Genomic DNA, 23,837 nt, shown 5'->3' with positions numbered 1-23,837 from the left:
AGCAAATCACTGAAAAGTTATCCCGAACCCTGATTTCCAATAGACCCCTACCGCCCCCCTAAAGCGCCCCTCCCCTCTTCCGCGACCCGCTCACGTTTACCCACCAGGCCCGCCGCCAGCTCCCGCAGACCCGCCCTGTCGACTTTTCTGTTGGGATTCAGCGGCAGCTCGTCGAGATACCGATAGTGCCGCGGAATGAGACCGGCCGGCAGCGTCTCGACGAGCCGGGTGGTGAAATCGGTAGGGGGTAGCCGAACGCCGGTGTAGAACACCACGGGCACGGCGGTGCCGTCCTTCTCGGCACTCACGGTGACCGCGTCGGCCACTCCGGCGACGCCGCGCACGGCGTGATCGATCTCGGCCAGCTCGACCCGCCAGCCGTGCACCTGGATCTGGGCGTCGGCTCTGCCGAGGTAGACGAGTTCGCCGTTGTCGGCGACCCGGACGCGGTCGCCGGTGTTGTACCAGGTGCGGCCGTCCCGCTCGACGAATCGGCCCTTGTCGTCGGCCGGATCGAGGTATCCCGGGGTCAGCTGCGGCCCGGTGATCCACAGTTCCCCCTCGTCGCGGACGGTCCGGCCGTCCTCGTCCACCAGGAGGTGGCCGTGGCCGGGATGTACCGTGCCGATCGGGGACAGGCCGTTGACGCAGCGGCCGGGCGAGGTCTCCCCCGACCAGCGGTGACCGGTGATCGTGATCGTCAGCTCGGTCGGGCCGTAGAGGTTCTCCACGATGGAGGCGCTCGCGGCCCGCTGCCAGTCGGCGGCGTCCGCGCACTTCAGCGCCTCTCCGGCGAAGAAGCTCCAGCGCAGGGTCGGCATCGCGCCCGCGCCGAGCCCGCCCGTCCTGCGCACCAGGGAGATCGCGCTGGGGGTGGAGAACCACACGGTGATCCCCTGCTCGGCCAGGTATCGGGGCAGGTCGCCGTACGCGTGCGGCGGCACGGCCACCGCGGTCCCGCCGGCGGCCCAGGCGCAGAACAGGTCGAACATGGCGCAGTCGAAGGTCAGGTCGAAGGTCTGCGAGAACACGTCGTCAGGGGTGAAGTCGTAGCGTCCGGCCAGCAGTTCGAAGTAGTGCGCGGTGTTCCCGTGGGTGATGGGCACCCCCTTGGGACGGCCCGTCGACCCCGAAGTGAACAGCACGTACGCGGTGTCGGCGGGGTCGACCGGCCGCGGCGCGGCCAGCGCCCGCCCGCCGCCGAGCGCGTCGGGGGTGAGGACGAGCACGTCCACCCCCTGGGCGCGGAGCTCGGCCGCCCGCTTCTGGCCGCGATCATCGACGATCAGCGCCGACACCCCGGCGGCCTCGATCATCTGGCGGGTCCGGGCGGCCGGGAAGTCGGGCTGGAGCGGCACCACCGCCGCGCCCGCGTACAGGCCGGCGAGCAGGCCCGCGTAGGCCGTGCCCCCTTTGTCGGCCAGAACCCCTACGGCGCCGAGCGGGCGGGGCGCGGCCCGCAGCAGCGCGCCGGCCCAGCGCAGCGCCGACCGATGGAGCTCGGCGTAACTCGCCGTGTCCGGCCCGGCCCGGAAGGCCGGCCGCTCGGGCGCCATACCGAGGCCGCGCAGGAAATGCGCGTAGAGGGGTCGCGAATAATCTGCGCTCATCTGAACCACCCATTATGGACATTCGCCTTGCCGCCGGATAACGTCGGCGCCGTGAGCTCTTTCGCGATAACCGAAGATTCGCGACAAGGAGATTCGCGACCAGGAGAAAGGAAATCAGCTGTCATGTGGGATGCCCGATTCGAAGAACTCCTGCGGCCACTTCTGCCGTTTCTGCCGCCTGATGACAAGCTCGCCGAAAATGCCGATCTTCCCGGTCTCGGCCTCGATTCGCTCGGCATCGTCGAGTTGCTGGCCGCGCTCGAGGAGACGTACGGCGTGCGATTCAGGGACGAGGCGCTGACGAAGGAGACGTTCGCGACTCCGGGCACACTCTGGAAAGTCCTGTCCGGGATTCCCGCGACCTGACCGACCGCCGCCCGACCGACCGCCGCCCGACCGGCCGCCGCCCGACCGGCCGTCCGCCTGATCGACCGGCGCCTGACGAGGTCCACGGGGCCTCGTCAGGCCGATGGGACCGATGGCCGCGGCAGCACCGCCATCCTCGGGTTGACCGGGACCACGGTGAAGCTCCGCGTGGTGACCGGCACCCGGCCGAACATGGCGTCCTGGCCGCTGACGACGATCTTCGTGACGTTGAGCCGCCGCAGCGTGGCCACCACCTCGGGCCAGCGCAGCGGCCGGACGAAGCCGTCGAGCACCATGGCCCGCACGCCCGCCGCGCCGGTCAGCAGCGTCCCATCGTGATCGTCGACGACCGGCAGCCGCGGGTCGGTGAAGCGCAGAGCGCCGAACACCTCCTCCTCGGCCCTCTTGCGCAGCGGCTCCAGCACGGCCGCGTGCATGGGCGGCCGCATCCTGTACAGCGGCAGCCCGCCGAGCGCCCGGATCCTGCCTTCCAGCCACGCCGCCCGCCGCTCCCGCAGCGAGACCATGGAGAAGTCGTGGTCGATGTAGCAGGAGACTTCGTGCCATTCCCCCTGCTCGCGCAGTTCGGCCAGCAGTTCGCTCAGCTTGTCCTCGGGAACGCGGACGAAGGAGCAGGTGACGAGGTCACGGTGCTCGTGCGCGAAGTAGTCCGCCGTACAGCGGGCCAGCTCGGCGGTCATGCGCACGGCGTCGGGGAAGGACAGCGCGCCCGAGTAGGCGGCGGCCGCCTTGCCGCCGAAGCTCGGGCCCGCGCACACGTGCGGGGCGATGTCCAGCGTCCGCTCGGCCCATTCGGCCAGGGCCAGGCTGTTCACCAGGAACGCCACCTGGGCCGCCTCCGAGTAATCGTCCTCCGAGTCGCGGAAGCGGTCGGCCAGCGAGTAGCCCAGCACCTCGTCGGCGCGCGCGACCAGCCGCCGTGCGACGGGGTCGCCGAGCATGAACGCGTCGACGTCGGTGAACCGGGTGGGTCCCATCCCGGGGAAGACGATCGCGGTCCGCATGTCCACTTCACTCACCCAGGCCCTTCAGAAAGTCGATCAGCACCTGGGTGAACCGTTCGGGCTCCTCCAGGTGCGGCGTGTGGCTGGACTCCTCGAAGACCTCCCACCGCACGTCGGGGATGAGGTCGAAGTACGGTCGCACGGTGGCGGGCGTGGCCTCGTCGTGCCGCCCGGAGATGAGCAGTGTGGGCACCTCGATGTCCGCGACGCGGTCCTCCACGCCCCAGTCACGCAGCGAGCCGATCACGTGGAACTCGCTGGGGCCGTTCATGGCGTAGTAGACCGTCGGGTCGTTGTAGATCTCCATGAACGTGGCGACGAACTCGCGCGGCCAGGGGTCCAGGGTGCAGACGTGCCGGTTGTAGAAGACCATCATCGCGTCGAAGTACTCCTGGGAGTCGGTCGTGCCCGCGGCCTCGTGCCGGCGCAGCGTCTCGTCGACGCCGTCGGGCAGCCGGTCGCGCAGCACCCGCATCTCACTCAGCCAGAGCCGGTAGGAGGCGGGGGCGTCGGCGATCACCAGGCCGCGCAGGCCCTCCGGTCTGGCCGAGGCGTGCAGGGCGGCCAGCATGCCGCCCCACGACTGTCCGACCAGCACGTAGTCGTCGCGCACGTCGAGCCGGCGCAGCAGGTTGTCCAGCTCGTCGAGGAACAGCTGCGGCGTCCAGAACTCCGCCCCCTTGTCGGGCAGATGGGTGGAGCCACCGTTGCCGAGCTGGTCGTAGTGCACGACGGGCCAGCCGTGCTGGGCGAGGACGGCCAGGCCGACCAGATAGTCGTGCGTGCTGCCGGGGCCGCCGTGCAGGACGATGACGGCCGGACGGCCCGCGCCGCCCGGCTCGCCGGTGATCCGGTACCAGGTCCGGTGCTCCCCGAACGGCACCGTGCCCTTCGTGTGGACGGCGGCCGGCGCGGTCACCAGCCCCGCCTGACGGTGTCCGCGATGTGCGCGCGCTGCTCCTCGGTGACCCACCAGCCGACGGGCACGCACACCACGCGCGGGGCCACGTGGTCGAGGCCGGGCAGCAGCGACGCGTACGGGCGCATGACCGTGTGCAGGTCGTTGCGCTCGTGCACGTTGCTGACCATGATCCCGGCCTCGTCCATGCGCTTCATGAAGCCCTCGCGGTCCTCCACCTTCATCGGATAGATCCAGAAGGAGGACTGGCGGTCGGCGGCCCGCTCGGTCAGCTCGACGCCGGGGACGCCGGCCAGTTCCCTGTCGTAGAAGGCGGCGTTGGCACGGTGCCGGGCCACCACCTCCTCCGCCCACGCCAGATTGGCCAGGCCGATGGAGGCGTTGATGTCGTTCATGTGGAACTTGAAGCCCCACTCCGTGACGTCCGGCGGGTTGCGCAGCCGGTCGGCCGTACGGTCGATGCCGAACCAGCGCAGCCGCTCGGCGCGCCGGCGCAGCTCCTCGTTCGGCAGGACGAGAGCGCCCCCGTCGCCGCAGGTCAGGTGCTTGATGGCCTGGAAGCTGAACACGCACAGGTTGCCATGGCTGCCGATGGGCGCGCCGCGGTAGGTCGCGCCCCACGCGTGCGCGCAGTCCTCGATCACCGGCGGGCGGAACCCGAATCTGGCCTCCGCCTCGTCGAGGATCGCGCGGAGCCGGTCGAGGTCGAGGGGGTAGCCGCCGAAGTGCACGATCATGATCGCCCGCGTCTTCGGCGAGATCTTGCGGGCCAGGTCGTCCAGATCGACGTTGAGGGTGGCCGGGTCGACGTCCACCCACTTGACGCGCAGCCGGTTGGCCATGATCGCCCAGTTGGTGGCCTCCATGGTCAACGGCGTGGACAGCACCTCGCCGCCGTCGTCGGCATCCTTGCGGGCGACCATGTGCAGGGCGAGGTGCAGGCCCGCCGTGGCGCTGTTGACCGTGACCACCTCGTCCCGGCCGATCCGCCCGGCGAGCGCCCGCTCGAACTCCTGGACCTTGGCGCCCTGGCCGATCATGCCGCTGCCGATGACCTGGGCGGCCATGGCCGGCGCCTCGGGAGACATCGCCACCCGGAACAGTGGGATCATGCCGTCACCTCGTGAGGGTGAGATCGTCGAGTTCGGCGTACAACGCCCGGCACTCGGCCATGGTGGGCAGCAGCCCGCGCTTCGCGGCCTCGCGCAGCGAAGGCGCCGCCGCGTCCTTGTCGGAGCGCACGGGCTCGGGCTCGGTGGGCCAGGGCAGGCCGAGTTCCGGGTCGAGCGAGTTGATGATGACCTCAGAGCCCGGCGACCAGGTGCTCGAGCACATGTACACGACGGTCGCCTCGTCGGTCAGCGGCGCGAACCCGTGCGCCAGCCCTTCCGCCAGGTACAGGGCGTGCCGGTTCGCGGCGGTCAGCTCGACCGCGACGTGCTCGCCGTACGTGGGCGAGCCCACGCGGATGTCGAGCACGATGTCGACGATGCCCCCCTGCGCACAGCTGACATAACGGGCCTGACCCGGCAGCGCGATGGCATGCATGCCGCGGATGGTCCCGCGCCGGGACAGCGAGCAGTTGAGCTGCGCGACCGTCAACCGATGGCCCACCGCCCGCTCGAACGCCGGCTGACTGAACACTTCGAGGAAAACTCCCCGGTGGTCGGAGTGGACGTCCGGAGTGATCAGGAAAGCTTTCTCCACGCCAAGCTCGGCTATCTCCATGCGCATGCCTTTCAGCCATAGGAAATCTGGCCGTACGTCGAAATGACGGCACCATGATTGGCTGTCGGAGACGCGCGGAACAACCCCTACCGGCCCCCCTAGCGGCAACTATGGCGCAATATGGGATAAAGTCATTATTTTTCGGAACGTTCCCACTCCGCAGGGCCTGCGTCGTCGGCCGGACGACCCGGATGCGGATCGGCATCGGGCCTGACGTGCGGACATGATCGCGGCAGTGGTGGCTTCGCCCACGAAACATCGCCGCGGATCAGCACCGGGACGACGCCGTTCGCCCTCGCTCAGCAACGCTACAGGGCGCTTAGGGGGACTGGTAAGGGTTGTGTGGAGATAGTGCGTAGATAAGCCTATTTTCAGCAGTCTGCTGGAATCCATCAGAAAAGTCCTCAGCGTTGGCGCTGGAGGTAGGAAACATGCGGGAAACAATAAATTCAACCCTGCATGAGAACGGGAGACGGCGTTGACCGCCACACCGATCACGCAGGAACACTTCCCGCTCGATCAGCGTGCGCCGGCCGTACGGCTGGCCCGGCTGCTCGACGCCGACTCGGTCGTGCCCCTGCATGACCCGGACGCCAGCGGCGTGTCCGCGGCCAGCGGCCGCATCGCGGGCCACAAGGTGATCACCTTCTGCACCGACCCGGCCAACATGGGCGGCGCGCTCGGCGCCGCGGGCTGCGACAAGATCGTGTCGGCCATCGACACGGCGCTGCTCGAAGGCTGCCCGGTGATCGGCCTGTGGCACTCCGGCGGCGCCCGGCTGGCGGACGGCGTGGAGTCGATGGACGGTGTCGGGCGGATGTTCGCCGCGATGACCCGTGCCTCCGGGCGCGTGCCGCAGATCTCGGTCATCCTCGGCCCGGCCGCCGGAGCCGCCGCCTACGGTCCCGCGCTCACCGACGTGGTGATCATGTCCAGGGCCGGCCGGATGTTCGTGACCGGTCCCGACGTCGTGCGGTCCGTCACCGGTGAGCAGATCGACATGGAGTCGCTGGGTGGCGCCGAGACGCACAGCCGCAAGTCGGGCGTCGCGCATATCGTGGTCGACTCCGAGAGCGACGCGTACGAGGCCACGCGCCAGGTGACCCTGCTGCTGGCCCATCGCGCCCGCATCGAACCCCACCTCGCCACGGCCGGGAAGGACCTGCGCTCACTGCTGCCGGAGCGGGCGCGGCGGGCCTACGACGTGCGCCCGCTGGTACGCGAGATCCTCGACGAGGGCACCCCCTTCATGGAGCTCCAGCCGCGCTGGGCCCCCAACGTCGTCGTCGGTCTCGGCCGCCTGACCGGCGGGAGCGTCGGCGTGATCGCCAACAATCCCCTGCGCATGGGCGGCTGCCTCGACTCGCTGAGCGCCGAGAAGGCCTCGCGATTCGTCCGCATGTGCAACGCGTTCGGCATTCCGCTGATCGTGCTCGTCGACGTTCCCGGCTACCTGCCCGGCGTCACCCAGGAATGGGGCGGCGTGGTCAGGCGGGGCGCCAAGCTGCTGCACGCCTTCGCCGAGGCGGCGGTCCCCCGCGTCACGCTGGTCACGCGCCAGTCGTACGGCGGGGCGTACATCGCCATGAACTCCCGCTCGCTCGGCGCGTCCGCGGTGTTCGCCTGGCCGGAGGCGAAGATCGCGGTGATGAGCGCGGAGGCGGCGGTGGGCATCCTGCACCGCAAGCGCCTGGCCGCCGCGCACGACGACGACGAGCGTGCGGAGCTGCGGCAGCGGCTCGTCGCCGAGCACACCCTCGTCGCGGGAGGTGTCGCCCGCGCCGTGGCGCTGGGCGTCGTCGACGAAGTGATCGACCCCGCGCAGACCCGGCCCAAGCTCGCCATGGCGCTCGCGGCGGCCGCGGCGACACGAGGCCGTCACGGCAACATCCCGCTGTGACCGGCTTACCACCACATCAAGAGGAGTGACATGGATCCCATGGCCGAGGCCCTGCTGGGCGGAGCCGCGCCCGGCGACCTGGCGAAGATCGCGTTGCCGAAGGAGTATCCGGCTTCTTACCTCCGGGTCGAGGACACCGAGATGTTCGCCGGCATGGAGGACAAGGACGTGCGCAAATCGCTGCGCGTCGGCCTGGTGCCCATGCCGGAGCTCGCGCCCGACGAGGTCGTGGTGGCGGTGATGGCCAGTTCGATCAACTACAACACCGTCTGGTCGGCGACCTTCGAGCCGCTGCCGACGTTCGGCTTCCTCAAGCGCTTCGGCCGGACCGGCGGGTTCGCGGCGCGGCACGACCAGCCGTACCACGTGCTGGGTTCCGACGGAGCCGGGGTCATCGTCGCGGTCGGCGCGGGCGTGCGGCGCTGGAGCGTCGGCGACCACGTCGTGATCAGTCCGATCCAGGCCGACGACCAGGAAGCGGCGACGCACGACGACGGCATGCTCGGCGCCGAGCAGCGGGTCTGGGGATTCGAGACCAACTTCGGCGGGCTGGCGCACTACACCCTGGCGCGGGCCAGTCAGCTGGCGCCCAAGCCGGCACACCTGACCTGGGAGGAGGCCGCCTGCGTCACGCTGTGCGCGGGCACGGTCTACCGCATGCTGGTCAGCGCCCGGGGCGCCCGGATGAAACAGGGCGACATCGTCCTCATCTGGGGCGCGGCCGGCGGCCTTGGCGCGTACGCCGTGCAGATGGTGAAGAACGGCGGCGGCATCCCCGTGGGAGTCGTCGGCTCGGACTCGAAGGCTCAGATCCTGAGAAGTCTCGGCTGCGACGTCATCATCAACCGCAACGACATCGGGATGACCGACGACGTCGACAGCACGCCCGAACAGGCGATCGCGCTGGGCAAGCGCCTGGGAGCGGCCATCCGCGCGGCGGTCGGCGAGGACCCGCACATCGTCATGGACTACGTGGGCCGGGCGACGTTCGCCACCTCGGTGTTCGTGACCCGCCGGGGCGGCTCGGTCGTCACCTGCGGCTCCAGCACCGGATTCCAGCACCACTACGACAACCGGTATCTCTGGATGCACCTCAAGCGCATCATCGGCAGCCATGCGGCGAACCTGCAGGAGGTGCGGGAGTGCGTGCGGCTGTTCGACCTCGGGATGGTGATGCCGACCCTGTCGACGGTCTATCCGCTGGACGAGGTCGCGGAGGCCACCCGGCTGGTGCAGACCAACGGCCACATCGGCAAGGTCGGCGTGCTGTGCATGGCGCCCGAACCCGGACTGGGCGTCACCGACCCCGCGCGGCGCGCCGAGATCGGCGAGCAGCGGATCAATCCGCTGCGCGGCTTGGCGGACGCCGCCCCCGCGGCGCTGGCGTAGGCGTGGCTTCCAGGAGAAGGCGGAGCTGACAGTGGCCGGACACACTACCGGGATCCTGGCGACCGGTTCGTATCTCCCCGGGGACGAGGTCGCCAACGAGGACCTGGCGGAGCGGGTGGGCGTCGACGCGGAATGGATCCTGCGCAAGACGCAGATCGGGTTCCGCCGGCACGCCGCGGCGCACGAGGCGACCTCGGACCTGGCCATACAGGCCGGCCTGGACGCGTTGCGGCGGGCCGACATCGACGTGGGCCGCATCGGCTACATCATCGTGGCGACCTCCACCGGCGACTTCCCCCAGCCCCCGACGTCCTACCTCGTACAGGACGCGCTGGGCGCGCGTGCCGCCGCCTGTTTCGACATCAACGTCGTCTGCAGCGGATTCGTGTACGCGCTCGCCATCGCCGACAGCCTCATCGCGCGCCGCCCGGACACCTACGCCCTGGTCGTCGGCGCCGACCTGTACAGCAGGCAACTCGACTTCACCGACCGCCGCACCTCCGTGCTGTTCGGCGACGGGTCCGGCGCCGCCATCGTCGGCGCGGTGCCCGAGCGCTCGGGGTTCATCGACTTCGAGCTGTCCAGCCACGGTGCCGATCACCGGCTCATCGGCATCAAGGCGGGCGGCAGCAGGCATCCGGCCTCGCCTCAGACCGTCGCGGACGGCGAGCACTACTTCAGAATGGACGGCCGCGCGGTGACGGAGTTCGTGCTGGAGCATGTGCCGCCCGCGATGAAGAGCCTGGTGGACCGTGCTGGGTTCGGGCTGGAGGAGATCGACACGTTCGTACCCCATCAGGCGAACGGCCGCCTGGTGACGGAACTGGTCGAGCGCTGCGGCCTCACCGGCTCGCACACCCCGCGCACCCTCGAGAGGTACGGCAACCTGGGCAGCGCCTCCGTGGCCGTCGCGCTCGACGAGGCGAATCGGTCAGGAATCCTCAAACAGGACGATCTCGTCCTGCTCGCCGGCTTCGGCGGCGGCATGTCGGTGGGCGCCTGCCTGCTCCGCTGGACGACCGGAGCATGACGGCCAGAGCTTTAGCGACCAGAGCTTTAGCGACCAGAGCTTTAGCGACCAGAGCTTGACGACCAGAGCAGCACGGGAGGCGAGATGACCCAGTTCGACAGGATCGGCATCGTGGGATGCGGGGTGATGGGCTCCGGCCTCGCCGACGTGTGCGCCCGCGCGGGCCTCGATGTGCGAGTGGCGGTCTCCACGGAGGCGTCCGTGGCCCACGGGCGGCGGCGCCTGGTCAGGTCGCTCGACCGCGGCCTGCGCAAGGGGACGATCACCGAGGAGGAACGGGACGCGGCGGTGGGCCGCGTCGTCTTCACCGCGGATCTCAACGATCTCGGCGATCGGCAGATCGTCTTCGAGACCGTCCCCGAGACGGAGTCGACCAAGCTCGACCTGTTCGGCGCGCTGGACAAGATCGTGGAATCCCCCGACGCCATCCTGGCGTCGAACACCTCCTCCATTCCGATCATCAGGCTCGCGCGCGCGACCGGCCGGCCCGGCCAGGTCATCGGCGTCCACTTCTTCAACCCCGTTCCCGCGCTGGCGCTGGTGGAGCTGACCGGGTCGCTCCTCACGACGGACCAGACCAAGACCCGCGCCGAGGCGTTCGTCACCGGAACGCTCGGCAAGCAGGTGATTCACTCCGCGGATCGTGCGGGATTCGTGGTGAACGCCCTCCTGATCCCCTATCTCCTCGCGGCCATGAGGATGGTGGAGTCCGGGTTCGCCACCGCGGAGGTCGTCGACCGGGGCATGGTGCTGGGGTGCTCCCATCCGATGGGCCCGCTGAGCCTGGCCGACCTGATCGGGCTCGACACGGTGGCCTCCATCGCCGACGCGTTGTACGCCGAGTTCAAGGAGCCGAGCTACTCGCCGCCGCCGGTTCTGCTGCGCATGGTGGAGGGTGGTCTGCTGGGCAGGAAGTCCGGACGCGGCTTCTACGACTATTCGTAGGCTCTGCTCGCACCGCAGGGCTCAAGGGTCCTCAGCGGCCCGCGCGGGCCTCGTTCAACGCCCCGATCGGGCCGCGCGCGGTTCAGCATCCGCTCCGGACGCGCGCCATTCAGCGCGCCACTCGGGCGGTGGGCGCATTTAGCGCGCCGCTCGGGTCGAGTTCAGCGCGGCGCTCATTCGGTCGACGACCAGGGCGATGACCTCCGCCGCGTGCTCCGCGAGATAGAAGTGGTCACCGGCGAACGTACGCAACTCGAATCCGGCCGTTGTGTGGTCGCCCCATGCCCGGGCCTCGTCGTGGTCGACCTTGGGATCGTCCTCGCCCCTGAGAGCGACGACAGGACAGGACAGCCTCGGCCCGGGCAGGTAGCGATAGGTGTCCACCGCCCGGTAGTCGCCTCTGAGCGCCGGCAATATCGCCCGCACGAACTCGTCGTCGCCGAGCACCTGCGCGTCGGTGCCGCCCAGACCCCGTAGCTCCCCCAGGAGCCATTCGTCCGAGCGCCGCCCGGCGAAGCCGGGGCGCAGCGCCGACGGTGCCGGTCGCCCCGACGCGAACAGCGCCAGAGGGTACGTACCCTCCCGTTCAAGCCTGCGAGCCACCTCGAAGGCGACGGTCGCGCCCATGCTGTGCCCGAACAGCCCCATGGGCATACCGGTCCACGGCCGCAGCATCTCCACGACGCGATCGGCCAGCTCCCCGATGCTCTCGACGCACGGCTCACCGCGCCTGTCCTGCCTGCCGGGGAACTGGACCGCCAGGACCTCCATCGAGGCCGGCGTCATCCGCGAGACCGGGAAATAGAAGCTGGCCGAGCCGCCCGCGTGCGGCAGGCAGACGAGTACGGACGACGCCTCGGGCGAAGGGTGGTAACGCCGGATCCAGGCTTCACCGGTGTTTACCGCGTCACTCACAGCAATCCCTTTCTCGGCTCGTTTTTCGGGCTAGCGCAAATGAAGAAAAACAGTGGACTTTATCTACGAAACTTCACCTCGCGCTGCACCGCGCGGTGAAATCTCTCGGTAGCCGCCCACATTCGGCCGGCCCTCTTTGCGATGAACAGGAGAATAACTCATTCAGTCCCGCCGCGCGCACAACGAGACCCCTAGATTCATCCGCCGAGTAAGGGTCATTGAGGGGGGCTTCGATAGTCCACATCGGGTAGTCGACCTCGGCGTACCAGCCCGAAACCGCAGACCCAGCGTGACGAAATGATGAAATAGCCGAGACGCAATGTGATGAAATCCACCGCCACTCCCAGGCTTGTCCAAATGTATTGACAAGTGCCGTGGCGGCCGTAGGAGAATGATTCTCAAGGGTCTGTGCAAGGATCGGGACGGGGCATGATCCCTCATACCGCGTTAGGGGACGAACGGGAATCACGATGACCCTCATCGAGCGTGACCACGAAATCACGGAGCTGGACAACCTGCTCACCGATTGCCTACAAGGCAAGGGACGGGTCATGGTGATCACCGGACCCACAGGAGTCGGCAAGACCGAACTCGCCTACACCTTCAGCCAGCGCGCCGCCGCGGGCGGCGTCACCTGGCTGAGCGCCACCTGCTCACGAGCCGACCGCAACCTGCCGCTCGGGATGGCCAGCCAGAGCTTTCACAGCGCGGCGCTGCCGATCGAGCACGCCTCGGAGGCGGCCCGGCTGATCGAGGAGGCCGCCTTCAGCGCGAAATCCATCGAAACGTCGGCGCACAATCCTGACTGGCTGCACACCATCCAGGGGCTGTGGTCGATAGTCCTGGAGCTCTCCACGAGTGCGCCGGTGCTCATCACCGTCGACGACGTCGAATATTCGGACGCATTGTCCTGGCAACTCCTGCTCAATTTCGTACAGCGTCTCAACAATGCGAACGTATTCGTCGTGGTGACCGCGACAGAAAACCCGCAGGGCATGGATCCGCTCATCGAGGTGGACCTGATGCGCCACCCGCACTGCCAGCACATGAGATTGGGCACGCTTTCCCAGGAAGGCGTCACGAAGATGCTCTGCAAATCCATGGACCAGGATACGGCGGAAAAACTCGGTCCTGATTTCCATGCGGCCGGCGGCGGCAACCCCTTACTTGTCGAGGCGTTGGTGGAGGACTATTTACACGAGTCCGGCGAAGCCAATTCGCTGGTCATCGGCGATGCCTTCTCCAGATCGGTGCGCGCCCTGCTCCATCGCACCGACCCGACCTCGCTGCGCACCGCTCGCGGCCTCGCCGTACTCGGGGAGGGAGCCTTTCCCAACCTACTGCCCGAACTAATCGAACTTCCGCCGGCGACCGTCCAGCAGACCCTTAACCATCTCGCCGCCGTCGGCATCACCGATGGAGAGCACTTCTGCCATCCTGAGACCCGCTCCGCCGTTCTCGACGACCTCGACGCCGAAGAGCGCAGGGAGATGCACCGGCGCGCCGCCCGGCTGCTCCACATGGAGGGAGCGGCGAGCACCGCGGTCGCCGAGCACCTCATCCACGCCTCCGACTGCCCGGAGCCATGGGCGACGGTGGAGTTGCGTGAAGCCGCCGATCAGACGCTGCTCAACGACGAGCACGAGTTCGCGATCCAATGCCTGAAGCTGGCGATCGCCTTCTGTCACGACGACGCGCGCCGAGCGTCCCTGCGGGTCTCGCTCGCGCGGGCGGAGTGGCTGATCAACCCCGCGGCCACCACCCAGCATCTCGATCATCTGATGTCGATCGCGCGAGAGGGCGGCCTCGGCTTCGACGACCTTCGCATGCTGCTGAGGTTCTTCCTGTGGCACGGACGACTTGAAGAAGCCGCAGAGGTGCTTCGGCGGCTGAACGTCCTGGCCGCCGAATCGGGCGAAAAAGACACGCCCATGCGGCTGGAAGTCACTCATCAGTGGTTGTCCACCGCCTTTCCCTCGATTCTCCTCGAGGTGGCGGACGCCCCTTCCGGCACCCCCAAGCCGGGGACACCCGGCGTATCTCCCCTTCCGGGGGCCGCCCTATTGTCACGCTTCTTGCGAACGGAGGAGAATGAGCAAAAGATCGATACCGCGGAACGCGTCCTCCAGTCCACCACACTGGACGACTCGAACCTTGAAGCCGTAGAGTCCTCTCTTTTCACATTGCTCTACTCCGATCAGGCGGATCGGGCGGCACCACTCTGTGATGTCCTGTTCGAAGAAGCCGTCCAACGGCGCTCCCCCACCTGGCGCGCCGTGCTGGCCGGCGTCCGGGCACACATCGCCATTCGCCACGGAGATCTAGCGATAGCCGTTAAATATGCCTCTATAGCGTTGGATGTACTACCGCGCCGGAGCCTGGGGATTCATATCGCCCTGCCGCTGGCCGCCTTGATCCGGGTCAACACCGAAATGGGGAAGTTCGACGTCGCGGCGCGCCTGCTCAGGCATCCCGTACCCACCGCGATCTACCAGACCCGGTTCGGGCTGCACTATCTCCAGGCACGGGCCCATTTCCACCTGGCGACGGGCCTGTCGCACGCGGCGCTCAGCGACTTCCTGAGCTGCGGGAGACTGATGCGGGCCTGGAACCTCGACACTCCCGTGCTGGTGCCCTGGCGGCAGGGTGCGGCCGCCGCGCACCTGCAGATGGGCCAGCTGAACCAGGCCAGAGCCTTCCTCCAGGAACCCTATGATCTGCCCGGTGGCGACTCGCTCAGGGCGAGAGGGGCCACGCTGCGGCTGCTGGCCGCCATCGGTGACCTCAAGAAGCGCCCGGCCCTGCTCAGGGAGGCCGTGGACATGCTCCAGGACGCGGGAGACCGGCTGGAGATGGCGTACGCGCTCGTCGATCTGACCCACGCCTTCAACGAGATCGGCGAACTCCACAAGGCCAGGATGATCGGATATTGGGCCGACCGGGTCGCCGACGAGTGCCAGGCCGAGCCGCTGCGCTGGGCGGTGCGGCAGGACGATCCGGCCGAGCAGGAGGCGGAGACCCCGGAGAGCATGGGCCTGCTGAGCGACGCCGAACAGCGGGTCGCCTCCCTCGCCGCGCTGGGCTACACCAACCGGGAGATCTCCCGGAAGATCTACATCACGATCAGCACCGTCGAGCAGCATCTGACCCGGATCTACCGCAAGCTCAACGTGCGTGGCAGAAGAGACCTGCCCTCACAGTTCTCCTACGTCGAACTCCGCTGACCTCACATCTGTCGAACTCGGCTGACCCTCACATCGCCCGATCGGGGCTCTTCTCCTCGATGGACACCCGCCGGAGCTGGATCGTGGCCAGGATCGCCGTGGCCACCAGGATGGCCGTGCCCGACAGCGCGGCCACCCGCATGCCCTCGGTGAAGGCCGTACGTGCCGCCTGGAGAAGGGCCTCCTGCGCGGGGCCCGACAGCTGGGCCGCCACCTGGACCGCCCCGCCGAGCGTTTCACGCGCCGTCTGGGCGGCCTCACCGGGAAGGTCGACGGGCACCTCGAACGTCCAGCGGTAGATCAACAGCCCCATACTGCCCAGGACGGCGACGCCGAGCGCGGCGCCGAACTCGGTGCCGGCCTCCAGCACCGCCGACGCCGAGCCGGCCCGCTCCGGCGGCGCCACCGCGATCACCAGGTCGGAGGCCACCGCCTGTACGGCGCCCAGGCCCAGGCCCAGCAGGCCCAGTCCGATCACGAGTGTCTGCACGCCCGGCTCGCCTTCGAGCTGCGAGAGCACCGCGAACCCCAGACCGGCGACGAACATGCCGCCGCCGATGACGAAGCCGGGGCGGACCCAGCGCACCACCGCCACGGCCAGCATCGACCCGACGAGGGCCATCCCCGCGGCGGGCAGCGTCAGTATCCCCGCGACGAACGGGCGCAGCCCCAGCACCAGTTGCAGGTACTGGGCGATGAAGTAGAACAGTCCCATGAGGGCGAAGATCGCGAGCGTGCTCGTGATCAACGAGATGCCGAAGGCCCGATTCGCGAACAGGCGCAGGTCGAGCATCGGGTCGGCCAGCGCGCGCTGGCGCCAGATGAACGAGGCGCCGGCCGCCAGGCCCAGGGCCATGGCCAGCGCGGCCGTCGGGGTCAGACCCTGCTCGGCGATGTCCTTCACCCCGTAGACGACCGGGAGCACGGCCACCAGCGACAGTACGGTGCTCAACACGTCGAGCCGGCCCGCCTGCGGATCGCGATACTCCGGCAGCAGGATGGGACCGAGCACCAGCAGCAGGGCCATGATCGGCACGTTGATCAGGAACACCGAGCCCCACCAGAATCTCTCCAGCATCCACCCGCCCACGATCGGGCCGAGCACGCTGCCTCCGGAGAACCCGGCCGCCCAGATCGCTACGGCCAGCCGGCGCTGGCGCGGATCGTGGAACATGTTGCGGATCAACGCCAGGGTGGACGGCATGAGCGTGGCGGCCGCCGCCCCTTGCAGGGCGCGCAGGACGATGAGCATCTCCGCGCTGGGCGCGTAGGCGGCCACGGCGGAGGTGATGCCGAAGACGGCGGCGCCGAGGAGCAGCAGGCGCCGTCGGCCGATCCTGTCGCCGAGCGTGCCCATGACGAGCAGCAGGCCCGCCAGCCAGAAGGCGTAGATGTCGACGATCCAGAGCAGTTCGGGCCCGCTCGGCTTGAGCTCCGCGCTGAGGAACGGCAGCGCGAAGTAGAGGACCGTGACGGTGATGGAGATCAGCAGGACGGGGAGGACCAGAACCGCCAGTCCCACCCACTCCCGTCGTCCAGCGGTCGTCGAAGCCGTTTCCATCCCACACTCCTCGGATAGCGTGTACGCGTGCATACGACGTACTCAGACTTGCCTTCGACCGAATTCAAGATCTTTATCGAGTAATAAATTCCGACAAAGAGGCACCAGCGGGTATATATCACGCAATTTTGGTGGCGGTCGGGGGCATTTCATCACACTCGCCGATCAGTTTCATCACGACTTCGTGTGATATAATTTCACTACATATCAATATGCGCGTGACAAAATCTGTGAGGCCAGATGCTCACCTGCGCACAATGCGGCAGACCGTTGTATGCCGCACCTCGGGGGCGACGTCCGCGATACTGCTCGCGGTCGTGCCAGGGTCGGGCGTACAGAGCGCGTGTGGCGGCACGTGCCCTGCCCTGCTCCGAAGGGCCACTCTCTGAAGAGCTCCCCGCGGAACCGGTCATGGAAGTCGACAAGCCTGCCAAGCCCGAGCCGATCCCGCGGGAGCCTCGCGAAGGGCTCACTCTCGAACGCATCGTGGGCACCGGCATCGAGATCGCCGACACCGAAGGCCTGGAGACGCTGTCCATGCGCCGGGTGGCGGCGGACCTGGGCGTCGGCACGATGTCTCTCTACCGATACGTGTCGAGCAAGGACGCCTTGATCGAATTGATGGTCGATCGCGTACACGGCGAAGACAAGAATCTGACGCCCGTTCCGGACGACTGGCGCGCCCGGCTCGAACTGTCCGCGCTGCGCGAGTGGAGACTCTATTCGCGCCACCCATGGGTGCTGCAGGTCATCGCGACCCCGCAACCTCCGCTCGGGCCGAACATTCTGGCCGACCTCGAGCGGGCCATGGGTGCCTTGGACGGCCTTGGCCTCGATCCGGTGATGATGCATTGGGTGACCATCGCCGTAAGCGCTCAGGTACAAGGCGCCGCCCTGCTTCGCGTCAGCGAGTGGGAGGCGGAGCGGCGCACCGGCGTCACCACGCGGCAATGGCGCGCGGCCAAGATGCCGATGCTGTCGGAGATTCTCGAATCCGGGCAGTTCCCTATGCTGTCGAGCTTGCTGGAGAGACAGGAGGAAGTGGCCCACATCGACGAATGGCTCTGGTTCAGTCTGCGCCGACTGCTCGACGGGGTGGCCGTCTTCGTCGAGGATCGGGAGAATTCCGGCTCGGCCGACCTCGGACCGGGCCTGCGCAAGGCGCTGTGAGACCCGAGACTCGGAAAGGTGCTGTGCGCCCCGGGTCGCGGTAAGAGGCTGTGCGCCCTGGGCCGGCTCATTCGGCCACTTTGGTCCGCGTGGTCCACCGAAACAGCGGCGGGCCGCCGGACTCCGGCGCTGCGCCGACCCGTTCGAAATGCTCGTACCCGCCATTGCGTGGAATCTTTATCTTTCCATCCGAGACCACGTCGTGCATGACGCGGAGCGTTCGCGGGACATCGGCGGGGCCGCCTTCGAGCGCGACCTCCACGGGTCCACGGCCGGGCAGGGGTGAGGCGGCGGAGGGGATGGTCATGTCGGGTACCTCCGGTGATCGTGGCCGGGGGTGGCCGGCCATCGGCGATCTCTAGGGGCTCTAGGAGAACGAGCCGGCCGGTTGACGGGCATGGCGGAACTCGGTGGCGAGGGCGCAGACGTACCGGCCGTAGCTGGAGGGCAGGAGTTCCGCGCCGAGGCGGTGGCACTGCTCGGCGTTGATGTAGCCCATCCGCAGCGCGATCTCCTCGACGCAGGCGATGCGTACGCCCTGCCGGGCTTCGAGCATGTGAACGTACTGGCTGGCCTGCAGGATGGAGTCGGGCGTGCCCGCGTCGAGCCAGGCGAACCCGCGGCCGAGTTCGACGAACTTCGCCTTGCCCCGGTCGAGATACACCCGGTTGACATCGGTGATCTCAAGCTCTCCGCGAGCGGACGGCTGGACGTTCTTGGCGATGTCGATGACGTCGTTGTCATAGAGATAAAGGCCGACGACGGCGCAGTTGGAACGCGGGTGCGCGGGTTTCTCCTCGATGGAGACGAGCCCGCCGAGCGCGTCCCTCTCGGCGATGGCGTAGCGCTCGGGATCGCTGACCGGATGGCCGAACAACACGCAGCCGTCCACGTCCGCGGTGTTCTCCTGGAGGATGTCGTAGAACGAATTTCCGTGGAAGATGTTGTCGCCGAGCACGAGCGCCGCGGAATCGTCGCCGATATGGTCGGCGCCGAGAATGAAGGCGTCGGCCAGGCCGACGGGCTCGTCCTGGCGGGCGTAGCTGATGTCGAGCCCGAGGTGGGAGCCGTCTCGCAGCAGGCGTGCCAGGTTCGGCAGGTCCTCCGGGGTGGAGATCACCAGGATCTCTCTGATATTCGCCAGCATGAGCACGGACAAGGGATAATAGATCATCGGCTTGTCGTTCACCGGCAGGAGCTGTTTCGAGACCGCGAGCGTAATAGGATACAACCGGGTCCCGTGCCCGCCGGCCAGAATTATGCCTTTCACGAAATACCCTTCGTCAGGGAAAACCGGTAGCCGGAGTCGATATTCGTGCACCGAGCATCACACCGCTGCACATCGGAATGGACTCCAAGACGACCCTCGTTCACCCCCTAGCCATCCCCCCGCGCCCCCCTATGTCGGCCACTAAACGGTTGCGCCCGGTTTACCGGCGATATGATTTCCACGGCGAAAGACAGATCGTGACCGCAGGGAAGCGGCGTCCAGTGCTGAAGCCTGGGGAGGAGATCACCCGATGAGGATCCTGGTGACGGGCGGCGCCGGCTTCATCGGCTCCCACTACGTACGCACCCTGCTCGGCGGGACCGACGGGGACGTGGAGATCACCGTTCTCGACAAGCTCACCTACGCGGGCAATCCGGCGAATCTTGAGCAGGTCCGTACGAGCGAGAGGTTCACCTTCGTCCAGGGCGACATATGCGACACCGGACTCGTCGAGCAGCTCGTCGCCCGCCACGACCAGGTGGTCCACTTCGCGGCCGAGTCGCATGTCGACCGGTCCATCATGGGTGCCGCCGAGTTCGTGCGCACCAATGTGACCGGCACCCAGACCCTGCTCGACGCGGCGGTCCGCAGCGGCCTCAGGACTTTCGTGCACGTCTCCACCGACGAGGTCTACGGCTCGGTCGCGGAGGGCTCCTCGCTGGAGAGCGACGCGCTGCGGCCCAGCTCCCCCTACTCCGCCTCGAAGGCGGCCTCCGACCTGCTCGCCCTGGCCTATCACCGCACCCACGGTCTCGACGTACGGGTGACCCGTTGCTCCAACAACTACGGCCACCATCACTTCCCAGAGAAGGTCATCCCCCTGTTCATCACCAACCTGCTCGACGGCCGGCGGGTGCCGCTGTACGGCGACGGGGGCAACACCCGTGACTGGCTGCACATCGACGACCATGTGCGGGGCATCGAACTGGTCCGTTCCGGCGGCCGTCCCGGCGAGATCTACAACATCGGCGGCGGCACCGAGCTCACCAACAGGGAGCTCACCGGCCTGCTCCTCAAAGCCTGCGACGCCGACTGGGACCAGGTCTCCTACGTCGAGGACCGCAAGGGCCACGACCTCCGCTACTCGGTCGACTGCACCAAGGCCCGCACCGAGCTGGGCTACCGGCCACGCAAGGACTTCGACACCGGCCTGGCGGAGACCGTCGCCTGGTACCGGAACAATCGCCCCTGGTGGGAGCCACTCCTGCCCGCCCGCACGCCGCCAGGCGCGTGACGACAAGCCACGGACGCGTCCGAGTGCGTCGGCTGCTCGCGGTGGCCGGTTGGGCGTTCCGGTGCGGCGTCTTCAGGAATGTCGTGGTGCGGCCAGGGAGAGGCGGCCACCACGATCCCGTACAGCACGTGGTCGGCGAGTAGCGTCAGACGTTCCGTGACTGTGGTCTTGTCCTTGTGCGGCAGGCCGAGCGCGGGCGCGATGACGGCTTGGAAGCCCGCCCAGACCAGCAGGCCGTAGGCGGGCCCGGCCCACGGGTGCCGGCGCACGGACTCGGGCAGCGCCCCGAAGAGCGCGCCGCCGAACGCCCCGTACGACCAGTGCGCGAGTTCGATGATCGCGGGCCGGCGAGCGGCCGGGACACCGCGGAAGAATCGGGGCGCGGTGTGCTCCAGCACGGCCTCCGGCGGCACCTTCTCCATCAGGCCGATCGATGTGGAGAACTGCCTGAGGCCGGACATCGCCATGGCGGCGATCGCGCCCCTGGCCCCGGAACGCAGGATCGGCTTCTTTCGCATGGCGTCGGCCCCCGTTCGTCACAGGGTGGACTACCGAAGGGCGCGAAGGATAAACCTCCTGGTCAGACGGTCGCCGCAGCGGCGCCCCGTCGCGCGTGCGGGGGGCGCCGGGTCGGGTGTCAGTCCTCGATGTGGATGGCCAGCGCCGGGCAGACCACCGCGGCATGCCTGACGTCGGCGGCCTGCTCCGCCGGCGGGTCCGGGTTGAGCAGCACCACGATGCCGTCCTCGTCGCGCTGGTCGAACACCTCCGCCGCGGCGACCACACACTGCCCGGAAGCGACGCACTTGTCCTGGTCGATGATGACCTTCATGGGATCCTCTTGATCGTCGTTGTGGGGGAAGGTCACCAGGTCACGGGGAGTTCGTAGACCCCGTACACGGACCCATCGTGCTTGAACGGGATCTGGTCCAGGTCCGTGGCCAGCCGCAGGGTGGGGATGCGCCGATAGAGGGTGCTGTAGACGACCTGCAGCTCCATCCGGGCCAGCGGCTGGCCCAGGCACTGGTGGATGCCAAAGCCGAAGGCCACGTGGTGGCGGGCGTCGCGCTGGAGGTCCAGCCGGTCGGGGTCGGGGAAGGCGTCGGGGTCGCGGTTGCCGATGTCGTTGGCCATGATCAGCCCTTCGCCGGCGCGGATGACCTGTCCGGCGATCTCGATGTCCGCCAGCACCGCCCGGCGCCGCCCGTTGTGCGTGATGTGGAGGTAGCGCAGCAGTTCCTCCACCGCCGAGGTGACCAGTTTCTGATCCGCCGTGTCGCGCAGGAGGGCCAGCTGGTCGGGGTGTTCCAGCAGGGCGAGCGTGCCCAGCGCGATCATGTTCGCGGTCGTCTCGTGCCCGGCGATCAGCAGCAGCACCCCGATCCCGGCCGCGTCCCGCTGGGACAGCTCCCCGCTCTTGACCCGCTCGGTCAGCCCGGACAGCAGGTCGTCGCCGGGGTTGGCGAGCTTCTCGCCCAGCAGCGTGTCCAGGTAGCCGGCCAGCCGGCCGAGGGCGGCCGCCCGCTGCTCGGGGTCGGCGTCCCGGTTGATGATGGTCTTGCTGTTGTCCTGGAAGAAGTCGTGGTCGGCGTACGGGACGCCGAGCAGTTCGCAGATCACCAGCGACGGGACCGGCAGCGCGAACGCCTCCACCAGGTCGACCGGCTTCGGCCCGGCCAGCAGGTCGTCGATCAGGTCGTCCACGATCTTCTGTACGGCCGGCCGCATCGCCTCCACCCGCTTGATGGTGAACGGCGCCGTCACCATCCGCCGCAGCCGGGCATGCTCGGGGTCGTCCATCATGATGAAGCTGATGGGCGAGCCCGAGCCGACAAGGGCGGTCGGGCTCGGATAGCCGGGCTGGTAGGCGTCGGCGCTGACCCTCGGGTCGGCCAGCAGCGCCCGCTGATCGGCGTAACGGGTGACCAGCCACGGCGTGCTGCCGTCCCACAGGCGGACCTTGGTGAGCGGGCCCTCCTTCTGCTTCTCCCGCAGCACCGGAGGCGGATCGAACGGGCAGCCGGCCGCCCTCGTCATCGGGTAGTCCGGAATCTCGGCCGCGGAGTCCAACGTACTGGTCATCAGGTTCTCCAAGGGAAGTCAGTGGGTGGAGACGAAGTCGGGGAGCGCGTCGACGACCTCTTGGCGACGCAGGCGGGTCTGCTTGGGCATGTTCCAGCCGAGCACGCCGGTGACTCTGCCGTCACTGTGGTAGAGCGCGACGAACCGGCGGGCCGAACGCTCGCCTTCCACCACGGTCACCTCGGCGTCGACGGGCAACACGCCATGGACCTGGATCTTGGTGTCGAACTGGTCGGTCCAGAAGTACGGCACCGGGCAGTAGGGCTGGTCGTCGCCGAGGATGTTGGCCGCGACAATATTGGCCTGTTCGGTGGCGTTGGTCCGGTTCTCCAGCCGCAGCAGGGTGCCGAACCGGTCGTGGTGCCAGCGGGCCACGTCGCCGACCGCGTAAATGCCCTCGGCCGCCCGGCAGCGCGAGTCGCACACGAGTCCGTTCTCCACCCGCAGGCCGCTGTCGGTCAGCCAGCCGGTCGCCGGGTCGGAGCCGATCGCCACCACGACCACGTCGGCCGGCAGCACTTCGCCGGTGTCCAGGCGCACGCCCGTGACCTTGCCGTCCTGGCCGGTGAGCCGGTCGACGCCGGCACCGAGCCGCAGGCGGACGCCGCGCTCGGTGTGCAGTTCGGCGAGCAGTCCCGCGACCGACGGCCCGATCTGGCCGGCCAGCGGTGCCGCCAGAGGACCGGCCATGGTGACCTCGAGGCCCAGGCCGCGCGCGGTGGCGGCGATCTCGGCGCCGAGCACCCCCTCCCCCACGACCACGAGCCGCGAGGCGGTCAGCAGATCCGCGCGCAGGGCCAGCGCGTCGTCCAGCGTGCGCAGTACGTGGACCCCGGTCAGATCCGCCTGCCCGGGCAGCGTCCGGGCGCGCAGTCCCGTGGCCACGACGATGGCCTCGGCCCGCAGGGCCCGCCCGGCCGCGGTGTGCACGGTGCGTACGGCCACGTCCAGGCCGACGGCCGGATCGGCGAGGACGAACTCGGCGTCCAGACTGGACAGCGCGGTCTGCGGTCGCAGCTGAGCCCGTTCGGGGTCCCAGGCGCCGGAGAGGACCTGCTTGGACAGGGGCGGCCGATCGTAGGGCAGGTGCGGCTCCGCGCCGAGGACGGTCAGGCCGCCCTGGTAGCCCTTGCGCCGCAACGCCTCCGCGGTGGCGAGCCCGGCGGCCGAGGCGCCGACCACCAGAACGCTGGAGGGAGCGCTCACGCGTTCTCGCTCAGCTCGATCGCGGCCGCCGGGCACATGCTGGCCGCTTCGCGGACCGTGGTGTGCAGCTGCTCGGCCGGTTCGGCGTCGAGCAGGATCACGATCCCGTCCTCTTCCCGCTGATCGAACACCTCCGGCGCGAGCATCACGCATGTGCCCGCGCCGCAGCATTTGTCCTCGTCCACGCGTACTTTCATCGAGAGTCCCTCCTGTGCCTCTACGGGGTGGTGGAGGTGCCCTCCGCGAGAACCTCCTTCGGTTCG

Annotated in this window: 22 protein-coding genes; 8 read left to right on the top strand and 14 right to left on the bottom strand. The window is 68.5% G+C overall.

Annotation, left to right across the window (positions count from 1 at the left end):
- Positions 1-47: 47 nt before the first annotated feature.
- A complete protein-coding gene (locus tag AB0C30_RS31410) occupies positions 48-1,610 on the bottom strand; it encodes an AMP-binding protein (protein WP_357951454.1) in 1,563 nt (520 codons plus the stop codon).
- A 123-nt stretch (positions 1,611-1,733) separates the two neighbouring features.
- On the opposite strand from AB0C30_RS31410, the gene AB0C30_RS31405 reads away from it, so the two are divergent.
- Complete coding sequence (locus tag AB0C30_RS31405) at positions 1,734-1,976, top strand: phosphopantetheine-binding protein (protein WP_357951452.1); 243 nt, start codon at positions 1,734-1,736, stop codon at positions 1,974-1,976.
- 95 nt (positions 1,977-2,071) lie between these two features.
- On the opposite strand, the gene AB0C30_RS31400 is transcribed toward AB0C30_RS31405, so the two are convergent.
- Genes AB0C30_RS31400 through rfbC form a run of 4 tightly spaced genes read right to left on the bottom strand, consistent with a single transcriptional unit; the run spans position 2,072 to position 5,627 of the window.
- The gene (locus tag AB0C30_RS31400; RefSeq protein ID WP_357951451.1) at positions 2,072-3,016 is read right to left on the bottom strand and encodes an ACP S-malonyltransferase; all 945 of its coding nucleotides are present in this window, start codon (positions 3,014-3,016) and stop codon (positions 2,072-2,074) included.
- Complete coding sequence (locus AB0C30_RS31395) at positions 3,009-3,920, bottom strand: proline iminopeptidase-family hydrolase (RefSeq protein WP_357951450.1); 912 nt, start codon at positions 3,918-3,920, stop codon at positions 3,009-3,011. Before AB0C30_RS31395 ends, AB0C30_RS31400 begins: the two co-directional genes overlap by 8 nt.
- Positions 3,917-5,032: an aminotransferase class V-fold PLP-dependent enzyme gene (locus tag AB0C30_RS31390; protein WP_357951448.1), complete on the bottom strand. Its 1,116-nt coding sequence runs from the start codon at positions 5,030-5,032 to the stop codon at positions 3,917-3,919. Before AB0C30_RS31390 ends, AB0C30_RS31395 begins: the two co-directional genes overlap by 4 nt.
- Positions 5,033-5,036: 4 nt before the next feature.
- Entirely contained in the window at positions 5,037-5,627 is a 591-nt protein-coding gene (gene rfbC / locus AB0C30_RS31385; RefSeq protein ID WP_357951446.1) for a dTDP-4-dehydrorhamnose 3,5-epimerase, read from the bottom strand.
- 499 nt (positions 5,628-6,126) lie between these two features.
- Here rfbC and AB0C30_RS31380 point away from each other — a divergent pair, with 499 nt between their 5' ends.
- The 4 genes from AB0C30_RS31380 to AB0C30_RS31365 all read left to right on the top strand — a co-directional run bounded on the left by AB0C30_RS31380 (position 6,127) and on the right by AB0C30_RS31365 (position 10,912).
- Positions 6,127-7,548 (top strand): carboxyl transferase domain-containing protein, encoded by a 1,422-nt coding sequence (locus tag AB0C30_RS31380; RefSeq protein ID WP_357951445.1) that lies wholly within the window; start codon positions 6,127-6,129, stop codon positions 7,546-7,548.
- 30 nt (positions 7,549-7,578) lie between these two features.
- Entirely contained in the window at positions 7,579-8,937 is a 1,359-nt protein-coding gene (gene ccrA, locus AB0C30_RS31375; protein ID WP_357951443.1) for a crotonyl-CoA carboxylase/reductase, read from the top strand.
- 31 nt (positions 8,938-8,968) lie between these two features.
- Entirely contained in the window at positions 8,969-9,967 is a 999-nt protein-coding gene (locus AB0C30_RS31370; RefSeq protein WP_357951441.1) for a ketoacyl-ACP synthase III, read from the top strand.
- Positions 9,968-10,051: 84 nt separating this feature from the next.
- The gene (locus tag AB0C30_RS31365) at positions 10,052-10,912 is read left to right on the top strand and encodes a 3-hydroxybutyryl-CoA dehydrogenase (protein WP_357951440.1); all 861 of its coding nucleotides are present in this window, start codon (positions 10,052-10,054) and stop codon (positions 10,910-10,912) included.
- Positions 10,913-11,050: 138 nt separating this feature from the next.
- Here AB0C30_RS31365 and AB0C30_RS31360 read toward each other — a convergent pair whose 3' ends face one another.
- Positions 11,051-11,827 carry an alpha/beta fold hydrolase gene (locus AB0C30_RS31360; RefSeq protein WP_357951438.1) on the bottom strand — a complete coding sequence of 259 codons (777 nt, stop codon included), beginning with the start codon at positions 11,825-11,827 and terminating at the stop codon, positions 11,051-11,053.
- 470 nt (positions 11,828-12,297) lie between these two features.
- On the opposite strand from AB0C30_RS31360, the gene AB0C30_RS31355 reads away from it, so the two are divergent.
- Positions 12,298-15,051: an AAA family ATPase gene (locus AB0C30_RS31355; protein ID WP_357951436.1), complete on the top strand. Its 2,754-nt coding sequence runs from the start codon at positions 12,298-12,300 to the stop codon at positions 15,049-15,051.
- Positions 15,052-15,079: 28 nt separating this feature from the next.
- On the opposite strand, the gene AB0C30_RS31350 is transcribed toward AB0C30_RS31355, so the two are convergent.
- Positions 15,080-16,612, bottom strand: coding sequence for an MFS transporter (locus AB0C30_RS31350; protein WP_357951434.1), 1,533 nt, complete (start codon positions 16,610-16,612; stop codon positions 15,080-15,082).
- A gap of 411 nt (positions 16,613-17,023) precedes the next feature.
- Here AB0C30_RS31350 and AB0C30_RS31345 point away from each other — a divergent pair, with 411 nt between their 5' ends.
- The gene (locus tag AB0C30_RS31345) at positions 17,024-17,782 is read left to right on the top strand and encodes a TetR/AcrR family transcriptional regulator (protein ID WP_357951432.1); all 759 of its coding nucleotides are present in this window, start codon (positions 17,024-17,026) and stop codon (positions 17,780-17,782) included.
- Positions 17,783-17,849: 67 nt separating this feature from the next.
- Here AB0C30_RS31345 and AB0C30_RS31340 read toward each other — a convergent pair whose 3' ends face one another.
- Together AB0C30_RS31340 and rfbA are read right to left on the bottom strand one after the other, a co-directional pair.
- The gene (locus tag AB0C30_RS31340) at positions 17,850-18,089 is read right to left on the bottom strand and encodes a DUF5988 family protein (RefSeq protein WP_357951430.1); all 240 of its coding nucleotides are present in this window, start codon (positions 18,087-18,089) and stop codon (positions 17,850-17,852) included.
- 60 nt (positions 18,090-18,149) lie between these two features.
- On the bottom strand, positions 18,150-19,052 hold the full coding sequence (gene rfbA / locus AB0C30_RS31335; protein ID WP_357951428.1) for a glucose-1-phosphate thymidylyltransferase RfbA: 903 nt from the start codon (positions 19,050-19,052) through the stop codon (positions 18,150-18,152).
- Positions 19,053-19,302: 250 nt separating this feature from the next.
- On the opposite strand from rfbA, the gene rfbB reads away from it, so the two are divergent.
- Positions 19,303-20,286, top strand: a complete 984-nt coding sequence (rfbB, locus tag AB0C30_RS31330; protein ID WP_357951426.1) for a dTDP-glucose 4,6-dehydratase — start codon at positions 19,303-19,305, stop codon at positions 20,284-20,286.
- Here the strand turns inward: rfbB and AB0C30_RS31325 are convergent.
- The 5 genes from AB0C30_RS31325 to AB0C30_RS31305 all read right to left on the bottom strand — a co-directional run bounded on the left by AB0C30_RS31325 (position 20,172) and on the right by AB0C30_RS31305 (position 23,771).
- Positions 20,172-20,804 carry a hypothetical protein gene (locus AB0C30_RS31325; protein ID WP_357951424.1) on the bottom strand — a complete coding sequence of 211 codons (633 nt, stop codon included), beginning with the start codon at positions 20,802-20,804 and terminating at the stop codon, positions 20,172-20,174. The genes rfbB and AB0C30_RS31325 overlap by 115 nt on opposite strands.
- A 119-nt stretch (positions 20,805-20,923) precedes the next feature.
- On the bottom strand, positions 20,924-21,118 hold the full coding sequence (locus tag AB0C30_RS31320; RefSeq protein ID WP_357951422.1) for a ferredoxin: 195 nt from the start codon (positions 21,116-21,118) through the stop codon (positions 20,924-20,926).
- A gap of 32 nt (positions 21,119-21,150) precedes the next feature.
- Complete coding sequence (locus tag AB0C30_RS31315) at positions 21,151-22,368, bottom strand: cytochrome P450 (RefSeq protein ID WP_357951420.1); 1,218 nt, start codon at positions 22,366-22,368, stop codon at positions 21,151-21,153.
- An 18-nt stretch (positions 22,369-22,386) separates the two neighbouring features.
- Positions 22,387-23,574: an FAD-dependent oxidoreductase gene (locus AB0C30_RS31310; protein ID WP_357951418.1), complete on the bottom strand. Its 1,188-nt coding sequence runs from the start codon at positions 23,572-23,574 to the stop codon at positions 22,387-22,389.
- The gene (locus AB0C30_RS31305) at positions 23,571-23,771 is read right to left on the bottom strand and encodes a ferredoxin (RefSeq protein ID WP_357951416.1); all 201 of its coding nucleotides are present in this window, start codon (positions 23,769-23,771) and stop codon (positions 23,571-23,573) included. The genes AB0C30_RS31310 and AB0C30_RS31305 overlap by 4 nt, the downstream gene beginning before the upstream one ends.
- Positions 23,772-23,837 lie beyond the last annotated feature (66 nt).

Source organism: Nonomuraea sp. NPDC048901 (assembly GCF_040649695.1).
In the GTDB taxonomy this organism is placed as follows: Bacteria; Actinomycetota; Actinomycetes; order Streptosporangiales; family Streptosporangiaceae; genus Nonomuraea.
The sequence above is the reverse complement of the archived record's forward strand: the minus strand, read 5'-3'. Positions and strand labels throughout refer to the sequence as shown.